The sequence below is a fragment of the Pedobacter sp. HMWF019 genome, assembly GCF_003061025.1.
Taxonomy (GTDB): Bacteria; Bacteroidota; Bacteroidia; order Sphingobacteriales; family Sphingobacteriaceae; genus Pedobacter.
This window is the reverse complement of record NZ_QAIL01000350.1, coordinates 1-13,298: the sequence shown is the minus strand read 5'-3', so window position 1 is coordinate 13,298 and position 13,298 is coordinate 1. Positions and strand designations below refer to the sequence as shown.

The window sequence follows — 13,298 nt, the reverse complement described above, 5'->3', positions numbered from 1 at the left end:
CCCATTAACTGATAAAGTAACCGAAGAGTCTGAAGACATAGTTCCTGACTGTTTTTCTTTTTCTGAATTGTGGCAGGCCTGCAAAATACAGACACTCGCTATCACTAAGTTTAAAAATCTCATCGTTTTCATTTATATCGTTTTTGTATTATAACATAAGGATATTTAAATGGTTTTAAATAGCATACAGTCCTGACTCAAAACCGTCTTTGAATATTTTATAGTCTTTTTTTACTTTTTTGAAATACGCCTGTGAATAGTCTATTAAGATTTGTTGCCAATCTGTACGTTTCCCAAATTCGATCAGCTCATCTGCTATCGCTGATCCACTCCTGCCTGAACTCCGGATATGAGCAGATGCAGTGAGTAATGCCATATCATCGATCACCTGGTATATGTCTCGGTACTGATCCTGGATAAGTCGGAATTTAATTTTATCTTCAGTGGGCTGCATTTCTTTCATTACATAGGAATCGCCTTTAAAAATTGTATAGCTTAATAAGGCACAGGGCATATGCTGAGATAGCTCCTGCGTAAAAACCACCCGCTCTGCTTCACAAGACCATTCAGGTTGTTTAATTTTCACAAATGGATTCAATACAGAGGGCTGAGACTGTTTCATATCCACAATCAGGTACTTCCCCTTTTTCTGCAGACTCTCCAATAAAAACATATAGCGTTTTGTACCAACGCTTCCGGTGCCTGCCAATCGAAAGACCACATCTTTTACTTTGAAATTGTAAGGGCTTTTATCGTGGTTCTTCAGCCAATCGGTCAAATGTGCGGTGAGCGCTTCTTTCAGATCCTTTTCCAGTTCAAAATGCCTTTCATCCTCTAAAGACAGTACTACTTTGCTTTTTTTTACCTCTGTTCTTTTGTCCAATAACCTTGTCTGTTTTCGTTTACAAACTGCATCCAAAAAAGTTTTAATAATGCCTTTTGCAATTCTGGGCTCAATTGCCCGTGCTTTTCCGGCTACCAAAACTGTTGAGTAATTTTTTAGAAATACCTGTACCATGTTTGCAGCCTTTACCTCTTCCAGTTCCAGGAAATCGAAACATAAAAAAATACTGGTGATCATCCTCAACAATTCCAATACAACCGGAGCAAGGATGGCCTCATCAAAATCATTAAGATCAAAGTAGACTTGTCCGTCATCGGACTTATAACTCCCAAAATTCTCTACATGAAGATCGCCGCAGATCCAGCCCAAAGGTGACTTTGGAATTGCTTTCCATAAAGCCAGATCCTGGTAAAACAAATCGCAGGTACCTCTAAAAAACCGAAATGCATTTTCAGACATAGCCTGGTATTTCAACTGGACCATTTCACTGAGAAGTCCTTTATTTGATTCGATAATTCTTTCGGATAAACTCATGTGCTACTAACCCGTCAGATTTCAAAAGGTTTTTAAAATAAAAAAGGGTTAACATCCCCATGCTAACCCCATATGCTCATAACAAATAGGTAAATTATACACCAAACATTGCATGTGTCAAATAGTTTTAAATTTGTAAAAAATTCAGGAAGATTGCCTGTAAAAAAGAAAGGGAGAATAATCATAAAGACTACTCCCCCCTTAAATTAACGCTCTCGGGTACAAATATACGACCCATATTTATATTTGCAAATTTTATTTTTTTTTGCCTCTGCTGAGAGATCGAATATATGTATTCACAATAAAGCTCATTCAAGGTCGGACTCCTGAATACGGACTTTATAATCTCCACCTGCAATTTTTTCTGCAACGTTGCCTATCACTTCTATCTGCCGCTCTGTTTTCCGTTGTTGTTCTTCCAAAGCCAGCTGCAATTGAAAACTTGCCTTTACTTCGCTGTCAATCTTAAAATAGAAAATGAGCGTAATGAGTAGAGAAATCAAGGCAGCAATACCAATAACAATTGGAGTATACCGTACAAACATGTTCATCTTTGCGTCCCTGTTAATCATCAGTTTCTTTTCTCTGGCCACCATCGTTTTGGTCAAAACGCGGATAGAATCCATAATAGACTTTCCTCTATACAGAGTGTTTACAGAAGGTGGAATACCACGTTTGCGGTCTGTAATCGTTTTCTCAATAACAGAAAATTTCTCCCTAACCATTTTCTCCATTAAAGGAAAATCATTTTGTTGCTGTTGATTGTCAGAAGTCAACAACTGCAATTCATTTAGAATAATTCTTACATCTTCCTCGGCATTTGTATATGGTTCCAGAAATACATCTTCACCAGAAAGCAGGAATCCACGTTGTCCTGTTTCAGCATCTTTCATCCTGGAAACCATATTCTGAAGACCTGATTCAACCTGGGCCGTATGACTTACCCAATTTTGACTGTCCAATAATTGCATAATACTATAATAAGAAAGGATCGAACTTCCGATCAGAATCAGCAATGAGATCCCAAATCCAAATAGAAGCCGGCGTTTTGAGCGTTGGAGCTTAGTGGTCATGAAAGAGTTGTAAATTAATAAAAATAATCAATTGTTTTTGTTATGCTGTTTGACATTGAATGGCTGCACGCGCCTGATAACTTTCAAAGTAAATGAATTGTTTTGTTAAAATATATTTATAAAAATAATAAACAAAAAATTTGTAATTATGCGTTTCCAAAAATCGGAAAACTTTATTTGATTGTATTTTGTTGAGCTTGGAAATTATGCTGCGAGACACTTTTATTGGCTTGAATAGGCAAAGGAGTATATGTCATGTTTTTCATTTTTGTTTAATGCATATTGCTTTATAACCGCGAGATGGATGCGAACCAACCAATAATTCCTGTAGAAGAACAATTTAAGATTATGGCCGACAGCGCGCCGGTGCTGATCTGGGTCTCTGGTACAGACAAATTGTGTTACTTTTTTAATGCCGGCTGGCTCAGATTTACTGGCCGTACTATGGAACAGGAATATGGCAATGGATGGACCCAGGGTGTGCATCCGGATGATTTACAAAGGTGTATGGATATTTATTCCTCTTCCTTTGACTCCAGGAAAGAATTTAAAATAGAATACCGCTTAAGAAGACATGACGGTATCTACCGCTGGTTGGTGGATACCGGAATTCCCCGTTATGATATCAATGGAGAATTTGCAGGGTATATTGGGTCTTGCATAGATATTGATGAAATACTGACAGCCGAAAGACTCGTTAGTAAAAACATTACAGATCAAGCGCTAAGGGATGAACAGGAACTTAATGAAGAACTAGCCTCTGCCAATGAGGAGCTCGCTGCTTCGAACGAAGAGCTTTCAGCTACCAACGAGCAGCTGATGCAAACCCAGGAAAGCCTGTCCTCTTTGAACAACCAACTGGAAGACATTGTTAATTTTCGGACGAAAGAATTACTAGCCAGCCAGCAACGCCTTCACAGTATGGTCATGACTACTCCTATTGGTATGACAGTGTTGCGGGGAAAAGACCTTATCATTGAAATTGCCAATCAACATATCCTAGATATCTGGAACCGACCTGCCGAGGAAGTGATCAACATGGAGCTCATCAGTGCATTCCCTGAACTTATTGGCCAACCTTTTCCAAAATTGTTGCAAGATGTCTTTACTACAGGTAAAGCCATTTCTATGCCGGAAATAGAAGTAAATATCGTTTCTCCGGATGGCAATAAGCATTTGTACGTAGAATTTTCCTACGATCCTCTTTTTGATACAGAAGGCAAAGTAGAAGCCATCCTGGCTACAGTAACAGATGTTACAGAGGTGGTGGAAGCAAGGAAACGTCTCGAAAGAAGTGAGCAGGACCAACAAGCGCTTAATGAAGAACTTAGTGCTATAAATGAAGAACTGGCAGCTGCCAATGAAGAATTAATTGCTTCACAAGACAGCCTTCACTTAAATATGGAACAACTGGCTGAGAGTGAAGCTCGTTTTAGAAGTCTGATCAGCCAGGCACCTGTCGGTATCTGTATTATCCGGGCAAAAGATCTGATGATACAGGAGGTGAATGACGCTTATCTGGAACTCGTGGGTAGGAAACGGTCGGATATGGAAAACAGGACTATCTGGCAGGCAGTTCCCGAGGCCGCCGACAACTATGCTCCGATCATGAATGAGGTGATCAGCAGCGGGATGCCGTTCAATGCGAAGGAACACGAATTGGTCCTCATTCGAAAAGGCGCTCCTGAAATTGTTTTTGTAGATTTTGTTTACGAACCAGTAAAAGATGCAGATGAAAAAGTAACCACGATTATGGTTCTTGCTATTGAAATTTCAGACAAAGTTATCGCCCGGCGGAACATTGCTGATGTAGAAGAGCGGATACGCCTGGCGGTAGAAGCTGCAGAGATCGGCACCTTTGACCATGATCTGCTCACTGATGAAATGGTTACTTCTGATCGTTTCGACATGATTTTTGGCTTCGATCATCCTGTACCAAGAAAAGACATTCTATCCGCTATCCATCCCGATGACAGGGAGTATGTAAGACAAACCAGAGAGAGCGGCTATATTAGTGGCAAAATATTATACGACACCAGACTGATCCACAAAGATGGATCAATTCACTGGATAAGAGTATACGGAAAAGTATATCATGATGCAGAACATACACCTCTACGAGTACTTGGCACTATCCTGGACATCACAGAATTCAAAAGCCTGCAACAGCAAAAAGATGATTTTATTTCCATAGCCAGCCACGAATTAAAAACCCCTATTACCAGTTTAAAGGCATCTTTACAGTTGCTGGAAAGATTTAAAGACAGACCAGACGCACCGTTGATCCCAAAACTGATTGAACAATCCAGCAAAAGCATGGTTAAAATTAGCGAACTGGTAGAGGATCTATTGAATGTAAGCCGGATGAGTGAGGGGCAAATCCAATTGAACAAATCCAGTTTCAATATCGCTGATCTGTTGAAAAATTGCTGTAGCCATGTCCGGGCAGCAGGAAAACATGACCTAATTTTTGAAGGAGATCTTCACTTAAATGTCTTCGCAGACGAACAGCGTATTGACCAGGTTGTAGTCAATTTCGTTAATAATGCCGTTAAATATGCACCAGATTCCAAAGACATCTATCTGATTGTACGAAAAATGAAAAACATAGTATGGATCGGCGTGAAAGATAATGGTCCTGGTGTCCCGCCGGGAAAACTTCCTCATCTTTTTGACCGGTATTATCGTGCTGATTCTTCTGGCTTTCAAGTTTCAGGTCTTGGTTTAGGACTATACATTAGTGCCGAAATCATAAAAAGACATGAAGGAGAAATCGGTGTAGAAAGCGAATTAGGTAAAGGAAGTACGTTTTGGTTTACAATTCCATTGGAAATCAAAACAAATTAACACTTATATAGCTCAAAAACAGATAGATATTTCACAATACGTTAGGTACTTTAAAAAGAAGATGGTAAATTAGGCTGCCTTAATGTAACATTTCATTTACTTAAATGAAACCTTCTTATCTTCTTTTTCGTTAATTATATATCCCTATTCAATTAAGTGAAAAATATTTTAAATAACCTCTTTAATACAGGTTTACCACCTGAGGCCGGCTTCATACAAGAGGCTAAAACAAAATCTCATAATCAGATTTGCCTGATTTGTGCCTTTGTTGGTTTAATTTTTTCTTATATAGGTAGAGATTCTTTTCCTTATCTGGTGAACATGTTGGTCCTTACAGCTATATTTTTGACCGGTTTCCTACTTAGCTATTTCCTGCAACTAAAATGGTCTGTTTACTTTATTTCTGTGACAATGACCCTCTGGATCATAGAGGCCTCCATGGGCTTTGGTTCAGAACTAGGGGAACAAAATTATCTGATCATCACAATTGTAAGTATAGCTATTTATTATTCGAGTGGAAATTACAGGTTCTTCCGAATCGCCGCGGTAATAGGTGTGTTTATTTTCATTAAACTGTACCAAAAATATAATGCCCCATTTTTCCCCCTGCCCGCTGCTGCTGATTATATTTATGCTTTTAATATCTGCATGCCTTACGTTATTGTGTGTGTGATTTGCCTTAATATGGTAAGAAAAGCACAGCACTCGCAGCAGCTCATTGAAAAGCAAAAAGCAGTGCTGCTTGATGCTATACAGTTTAAAGATCAGGTTTTTTCCATTATCGGCCATGATATGCGTTCTCCTTTAATCAGCACAAAAAACATGTTGCAGCTTCTGGAACAGGATATTTTGCCTCCGGATGACCGTAAAACATTTTTTAATCAGTTGCATTCGAGTATCGACGTATCAGTTACTACTTTAGAAAATTTGCTGCATTGGGCTTCTGGAAAACAACGTGTACAACATAAAGAAACCAATGCTAAAGAAATTAATCTCTTCCCAATGATCGAACAGGTAATGGCCTTCTATCAATATCCTGCCCAGCATAAGAAGATTACATTTATAAATGAAGTACCAGACCCAACTTATGCTATCGCGGATGTAGAGCAAATCGCGTTTGTGATCAGAAATCTGACCAGCAATGCGATTAAATTCAGTTACATTGGCCAGCAAATCATTTTTCAGGTAGAATATCCGGATACAGATACTGTTCTGATCCGGATTAAAGATCATGGTACAGGAATCGAGCCTGATGTGCTACGCTCACTATTTGACCTTGGAAAACGTTATTCGACAAATGGAACTACAAATGAAAAAGGTACCGGACTAGGCCTTGTCTTTTGTAAAGAATTCATTGAGAATAATAATGGAAATATTTGGATTGAAAGTGAACCAGGTTACGGTACAACTATAAAATTCAGTCTCAGAAAAACCACAATCTAAATTATTTATCCCACCATACCCGTCCGGTTAGTGCATCTCCTCCCTGGAGTCTCGCTACTGCAGCCTGGTAATTTACCGTATTGTTCAGTATCTCCGTTGAGAGATAAATCATTCTCCGGGGAATTGTTCCACCTGTAACATTGCCAGGATAGTTTACAGGTATCAGTATCGGATAACCTGATCTCTTCCAATTGAACCAATTTTCTATAAAATTAAAGGTAGAACCTGTAATAAGCCAATATTGGGTGTTGATCATCTCCAACGCTTTCTCTTTTGAACTTTGGTCCAAAGGGTGGCTGGCCAGATATGCATTGATCTTTGAAGTCTCAATCGTGGCCTGAACGTCTAATTGCGCCATGGACTGAAAAGCAGCGTTAACTCCATTTGCATAATGATCTGCCGTACTGCCCGTGATGTTCCAGCCCCTAAGCTTCGCTTCCCCAAGTAAAAATTCTGTTTCCCCATAAGTCATTATAAAGTTGGGACCACCTAATTTCAAATAAACAGAGGTTACCGGCCGGGAATATTTACCCAGCGGTGCAATATCAGATCCAGACCCCGAAGCACCAGGAAAGCCTGGCGAATTACGAATGTCTGTCGGTCCCCCAAGAACGTCGTACCCGTTGGGTAGCCCCATCTGAACGGAAGTATCTTTGTTTCCAGCCAAGTTCTCATTCACACTATTTGCTAATCCAGGTTGAGGCACCTCACTGATGACATCTATTCTGGGGTCCTTATCTTTCTTTAACTGATCTATAAATGTTTTGCTCCAACGTACTTCTCTATAATCTGAGAGCGTACGAAGTGCTATGGAAGTTCCATTCTGGCTATTATAATTAGAAGCATCCGTTTGTACTAAAGCATTATCCGTCACATCTGCCAGTGTCCCACCGGCACTCGCCTTCTCTGCCCATTTCTGCGCCATCTCCGGATCTACTTTTGTTAAGCGCATCGCCAGCCGAAGCATTAATGAATAGCCAAATTTTTTCCATTTATTAATGTCCCCTCTATAAATCAGATCAGCAGTTGGTTTTGGTTTTGCAGGATCCAGCTTATTAATCGCATTTTCAAGTTCTGATAACATGGTATTATAAATATCCTGTTGCCTATCGTACACAGGATATTTTACTCCTTGTTCAGATTTATTCGCCTGGCTGTAGGGTACATCTCCATACATATCGGTTACTCTTTGCAGAATCAACACCACCATGATATCTCCTATATTGATTAGATTTGTATAAGCATCTGCATCTTTTTGAACTGCAAGCCGTTGCATTTGACGGATGGTTGAGGATTGTGTATACCCCTGATCAAATATTTTACCCTGATAATCGGTAAAATTTGCAGCATTGATGTATTTATCTCCATTGTTATAATAATTATAGGTAGAGGCTAGTACCTGCATCATCATACTTTCATAGATAAGCTGATAATACCCGATATTGGCATAGTTAAACTGGGCTGTAGATAATAAATAATTGGGATCAAAATTATTGCTAGTGGATTTGGTGGGGTCTGTGTTGATTTCATCCAATTGGCTTTTTGTACAGTCACTGAATACCAGACCCGCAAACAGTATAGTTAAAACATATTTTCTCCTCATCTTCTATCTAAGTTTAAAGTTTAAATTAATTCCATAGGTACGGACAGCTGGCAAAGAAGAGCCTTCTATACCTGCATAAGCCAGGCTTGGAGCAAACTGAGATTCAGGATCTATATTATGTGTATATTTTAAAATCGTAAGCAGATTCCGGCCAACCAAGTCTATAGAAACTGATTTAAACGCTTTGGCAAACCGGGGTACAAAAGTATATCCAAAACTTAATTGACGGAATTTAATAAAGCTTCCATTGAGTACTGAAAGTGCAGATATATTACTCACTAACTGTGGGTAATAATTGTAAGCTGGTACATTGATGGTGTTGATGGATCCATCTGCTAAAACCCCTTTAGCAACTACACCGCCTTCACGACCTTCCAAAGTTGCCTTATTTAAACCATATACATAGGAATAATTCTCGCTGGCCGAAAGCACTTTATTTCCAAATTTAAAATCGATAAGCCCGGAGAGTTTAAAATTTTTATACTGGAAAGTATTACTCCATCCTCCATACCAGATAGGCAACGTACCTCCCATTGGCTTAAATTCTCCACGCATGGGTATGCCGGTATTATCTATAATGATATTACCCTGCGGGTCTCTTTTGTAATCGTAGGCCATAATTTGTGTGATGGATTCTCCAAGTACCATAGCAGTGTTTGCATTTAGTGGTCTGTACTTTCCGGTAAGGATATAAGTACTTGAACCGTCAATAGAAAGCAATTTATTATTCACATGGCTAAAATTAAAAGACACATCCCACTTAAAATCTTTGCTCTTTAAAGGCATCCCATATAATAAGACTTCAACTCCTGTATTGCGGGTTCTTCCGAGATTCACATAGGAAGAGTTAAAACCAGTTGTTACAGATTGCTCTACATTGGTGATTTCGTTATTCGTGATCCGGTGAAAATAAGTAAAATCCAAACCTAAACGGCTATTAAAAAAAACGAGATTAAAACCCGTTTCATATTCATTTAGCACAAATGGTTTCAGGTTAAAGTTTGGAAGAATACGCGAAAAATCGCCTAATGGAATTCCATTTACGGAGGTATTGGAAGAATAGTACGTTTGTGTGGTATAAGGCTGGGCAGGTTCTCCGCTTGTTTTTGCAAAGCTCATCCGCAGTTTTCCGTAATCTATCCATGGTAAATGTAACAGTTCCGAGAAAACAAAACTTCCTGAGAACCCCGGTACAAATATCCCACGGTTATTGGAAGGAAGAGTAGAATAAATATCATATCTCCCGGTAAGCGAAAAATTAAGGTACTTGTGAAAGGATAAATCGGCTGTATAATAAGCAGATTCTGTCGCCAGCTCCAAAACGGTATACGTAGAATTAATGCTTTGCAAATTGGAAGGAGTGTATAGATAGGGCGTAATAAACTGGGCACCGATATACCCCAAAGTCTCTGATCTTCTTTTTCTAAAATTAGCCCCTGCAGAAAAATTAAGGCTCAGGTATTCCGTCAGGTCTCTTTGTGTCACAGCTAAAAAATCTGCGTTTAATTCAGATGTCTGAACCTCATTCAGCGCATTTAATGCACCTTGCTGATTAATGGTAAAAGCAGTTCCGGTAGGTAGTACATTTAGCAGATGATCATTACTGATGTCGTAGCCAAACCTCCCCTGAAGGTAAAGACGATCAGAGAAACTGTATTTGACTGCGGTAGCGGAGATGAAACGGTTTCTTTTGGTATCATCTACCTGTTTGTTAATTACAAAATATGGATTGGTTTTATACTCATCATTGTTCCATGCTGTTTCTACTCCGGTTATGGGATTATAACCCGGTTTGAGGCTGGATTGACTAGCGCTGGTCGCAAGGAACTGAATTCCGTAATTGGCATTCATTGGCCCATCACTCAGATAAGATCGGTTTTTACTCATCTCATAAATGTAATTCCCGCTGAAGTTGACGTTGAGTTTAGGGGTAATATCATAACCAGCAGTTAGGTTGAATGTTTTTCTGTTCAGACTGCTATTTGGAATTACAGCTGCATAGTCCATATTGGAAGCTGAGATCCGGAAGGCAGACCTTGCGGTACCTCCAGATGCTGAAACTGTATTTACCCAGGATGGTGCTGTCCGATAAAACTGTTTTATATTATCCTTTACAGGAGAATAGGGTTCAGTTTTACCATTAAACTGAATAACCGGTTTCCCATCCATTTTTTCTCCCCAGCTCAGCAGTCCCGTAGAAACTGCACTCCCCATATCTGATGGCCTTCTGTTTTGGGTACCTTGTCCATAGAGGTACTGATAATCGGTGTTATTCAATGCATGATCAAAGGACAGGTTCATGTTGTACTCAATCTGAGGGGTTGCATTTTTAATACCCGTTTTTGTAATCACCAATATAACACCATTTGCTGCCCTTGCCCCATATAATGCAGAAGCTGCCGATCCTTTCAAAACAGTTACAGACTGAATATCATCTGGATTTAAATTACTGATGCCATCTCCATAATCTGCTCCTCCATACTCTGTTGCACTTCCTCTCTGTGTATTGTCAATAGGAACACCATTCAAAACATATAAAGGCGAACCAGCACTCATACTCGCCGCACCACGGAGCAATAAACGCGAAGAAGAGGATGGCCCCCCACTAACCCCACTCACGTTTAATCCTGCAACTTTTCCTTCCATAGCCAAAACGAAATTGGCCTCTCTTGCTTTTGTAAATTCTTCTCCTTTGATGGTGGTCACAGAGTATCCTACGCGTTTTACTTCTTTGGTTATATTTAGAGCTGTAATTACAACTTCCTCCAACTGATTAGAATCGACTTTCACGGTTTCGGCCGCCATGCTCCGGCTAATATCTTCATGCGCCGCACTGATCACAATTAAATTATTGGGAAGTAAAGTATAGGTAAATCCTGTATTTTCCAATAAATGTTCTAGCACCTGCGTGGTTTCCTGTCCCTTAATCTTAAGTTTAATTTCCTTTTTTGGCAGGTTATTTTGGTTATAGATAAAATGATATATGGTTTGCTTTTTTATAGCATTAATCACTTTCTCAAAGTTATTGGTATGAAGATTCAGATCAACTTTTGTCTGGGCATAGGCATTGGTAAAAAGCAATAGGATTACACTTAGGATCAATACTTTCATTCGCCTCATTGCACAGGTCTATGGGTTAATTTGGATACCAGCAAAGTTCAGCAATCCAAATGAATTTCCCTACATTAACCTTAATAAAGGTAGACACTGTTTCCTTTTACCTTATAATGGAAAGGACTAACGATTTGGAGTGAAAGCAGTGCCTGATCTAGCGTCTCCTTTTCAAATTCACCACTAAATTTTAGGTCTCTTAAACTGTTGTTGGTAAAGATGATTTTCACACCGTATTTTCTGGACAGACTATTGGCAATAGATTCAAACGATTCGTCTCTAAAAGCGACTTTATTTATCATCCAAAGTGTTTCCATTATCCTGTTGTCCTGTTCGTTGTAATAAGTCTGCTTTTCCAGATGATAATTTGAATCTTTAATAACGATTTTATCCGTTGGTTTCAACATTACCTCTTCGCCAGGATTATCGGCAAAGGTAACTTTTATACTGCCCCTTAATAAAGTAGCTTCTTCTGAACGGTCATTGGAATAAGATTTCACATTAAATACGGTACCTAATACACGTATGTTCATTTTATCTGTATGCACAATGAAGGGATGTTTATGATCTCTGGCTACGTCAAAATAGGCTTCTCCAGTTAAATGGACTTCCCTGATATCTCCTGTAAATGCCAGAGGATATTTTAAAACAGATTCAGAATTAAGAGTAACCTGTGTGCCATCCGGTAAACGAAGCTTAGAGATCAACCCACTTGGTGTTTGCAATTGCTTCCATTCCTTTGCATCTGTGTCCTTATTTACATCTTTATTCAATAAAAATTTATACGCCCCTGCAAATACAAACAGCACAAACAGAACAGCTGCAATTTTTTGCATCCATGAAAACTGTATTCTGATTCTTTTTAATTGTACTAATGATCTGGCTTCTCTTTCAGGTATATCGGTCTGACTTTTAATCTTTTCAAAGATATCCGCAATACGGTCATAAGGTTTTTCATCCTGCTGCCAATACATCTTCAAAGACTCATACTCCCTTTTAAAGGCCTCATTACAGGAAATCATCCGGCCAAATTCAGTTGATTCTTCAACTGTAATTTCCCCTGATAATCTTTTACCTAATAGTTCTGTAAATCTTTCTTCTGTCATTGGAGCCTGGTGTACATGTTAATAGATACCTTTTTGTCTGAAAATGCCTACAGCATTTAAAAAAAATAATGAATTAGATAGACAACAAAGATGATACTTACTATTTTGTTTCCAGACTCTTCCTTCAGCGGGTTCTTTCTGTAAGATTGAAGGAGCAATCTTAATTTGGCTATAGCTCTAAAAAGCTGTGTTTGTACCGTTCTTGGAGATATTTCCAAAATTTCCGCAACTTCTTTATACCTCAATCCGTTTTCTTTGATCAACCGGAATACCATTTTAGCCTGCATAGGTAATGTTTCAATAGCTTGGTCCAGGCGATGGTGTAATTCTTTTCGTTCCATAAGTGCAGAAGGATCTGCCATATCTACAAGTAACGCTTCGTCCGAATCTTCTATCTCAATAAAATGAATACTGGAATATTTTTTATTGTGTTTGAGAGACTGGTTCTTTACCGCTACAAAAAGATAAGTTTCCGGATATTCAATATCAGTTAAAGTCTTTCTGTTGTTCCAGCATTTAACAAAAATCTCCGAAACAATTTCTTCTGCTGCTTCCCGGTGCCGGGTATAATAAATACAAAACTTGATAAGCTTATTGAACAGTGCATAATACAGACTTTCAAATGCCTTTGTGTCATCATTTGCGCATACTCTCTTCCAAAGTTCTGTTAAATCGGGTTTCAATTTAGTTGGCTATAATATGCAAATTAAGAATTAAATTTTGGATAAATCCAACAT

8 protein-coding genes are annotated in these 13,298 nt (G+C 38.9%); 2 read left to right on the top strand and 6 right to left on the bottom strand.

Annotated features, from left to right (window positions below; genetic code table 11):
• Positions 1 to 175 precede the first annotated feature (175 nt).
• Together DBR11_RS19260 and DBR11_RS19255 are read right to left on the bottom strand one after the other, a co-directional pair.
• Positions 176 to 1,378, bottom strand: coding sequence for a DUF2252 domain-containing protein (locus DBR11_RS19260; RefSeq protein ID WP_108554258.1), 1,203 nt, complete (start codon positions 1,376 to 1,378; stop codon positions 176 to 178).
• 308 nt (positions 1,379 to 1,686) lie between these two features.
• Positions 1,687 to 2,451: a CHASE3 domain-containing protein gene (locus tag DBR11_RS19255; protein ID WP_108554257.1), complete on the bottom strand. Its 765-nt coding sequence runs from the start codon at positions 2,449 to 2,451 to the stop codon at positions 1,687 to 1,689.
• 300 nt (positions 2,452 to 2,751) lie between these two features.
• Here DBR11_RS19255 and DBR11_RS19250 point away from each other — a divergent pair, with 300 nt between their 5' ends.
• Together DBR11_RS19250 and DBR11_RS19245 are read left to right on the top strand one after the other, a co-directional pair.
• On the top strand, positions 2,752 to 5,298 hold the full coding sequence (locus tag DBR11_RS19250) for a PAS domain S-box protein (protein WP_108554256.1): 2,547 nt from the start codon (positions 2,752 to 2,754) through the stop codon (positions 5,296 to 5,298).
• 156 nt (positions 5,299 to 5,454) lie between these two features.
• Entirely contained in the window at positions 5,455 to 6,741 is a 1,287-nt protein-coding gene (locus DBR11_RS19245) for a sensor histidine kinase KdpD (RefSeq protein WP_108554255.1), read from the top strand.
• A 1-nt stretch (position 6,742) separates the two neighbouring features.
• Here the strand turns inward: DBR11_RS19245 and DBR11_RS19240 are convergent, their stop codons facing one another.
• The 4 genes from DBR11_RS19240 to DBR11_RS19225 all read right to left on the bottom strand — a co-directional run bounded on the left by DBR11_RS19240 (position 6,743) and on the right by DBR11_RS19225 (position 13,244).
• Positions 6,743 to 8,344, bottom strand: coding sequence for a SusD/RagB family nutrient-binding outer membrane lipoprotein (locus tag DBR11_RS19240; protein WP_108554254.1), 1,602 nt, complete (start codon positions 8,342 to 8,344; stop codon positions 6,743 to 6,745).
• A gap of 3 nt (positions 8,345 to 8,347) precedes the next feature.
• Positions 8,348 to 11,464, bottom strand: a complete 3,117-nt coding sequence (locus DBR11_RS19235; RefSeq protein WP_108554253.1) for a SusC/RagA family TonB-linked outer membrane protein — start codon at positions 11,462 to 11,464, stop codon at positions 8,348 to 8,350.
• Positions 11,465 to 11,535: 71 nt separating this feature from the next.
• Complete coding sequence (locus tag DBR11_RS19230) at positions 11,536 to 12,561, bottom strand: FecR family protein (protein ID WP_108554252.1); 1,026 nt, start codon at positions 12,559 to 12,561, stop codon at positions 11,536 to 11,538.
• A gap of 56 nt (positions 12,562 to 12,617) precedes the next feature.
• Positions 12,618 to 13,244 carry an RNA polymerase sigma factor gene (locus DBR11_RS19225; protein ID WP_108554251.1) on the bottom strand — a complete coding sequence of 209 codons (627 nt, stop codon included), beginning with the start codon at positions 13,242 to 13,244 and terminating at the stop codon, positions 12,618 to 12,620.
• Between the last annotated feature and the right edge of the window lie 54 nt (positions 13,245 to 13,298).

Bases quoted from the DNA above. Each gene is read 5' to 3' on its own strand.
- DBR11_RS19230 (WP_108554252.1), bottom strand. From the start codon at position 12,561: ATGACAGAAGAAAGATTTACAGAACTATTAGGTAAAAGATTATCAGGG.
- DBR11_RS19260 (WP_108554258.1), bottom strand. From the start codon at position 1,378: ATGAGTTTATCCGAAAGAATTATCGAATCAAATAAAGGACTTCTCAGT.
- DBR11_RS19240 (WP_108554254.1), bottom strand. From the start codon at position 8,344: ATGAGGAGAAAATATGTTTTAACTATACTGTTTGCGGGTCTGGTATTC.
- DBR11_RS19255 (WP_108554257.1), bottom strand. From the start codon at position 2,451: ATGACCACTAAGCTCCAACGCTCAAAACGCCGGCTTCTATTTGGATTT.
- DBR11_RS19250 (WP_108554256.1), top strand. From the start codon at position 2,752: ATGGATGCGAACCAACCAATAATTCCTGTAGAAGAACAATTTAAGATT.
- DBR11_RS19235 (WP_108554253.1), bottom strand. From the start codon at position 11,464: ATGAGGCGAATGAAAGTATTGATCCTAAGTGTAATCCTATTGCTTTTT.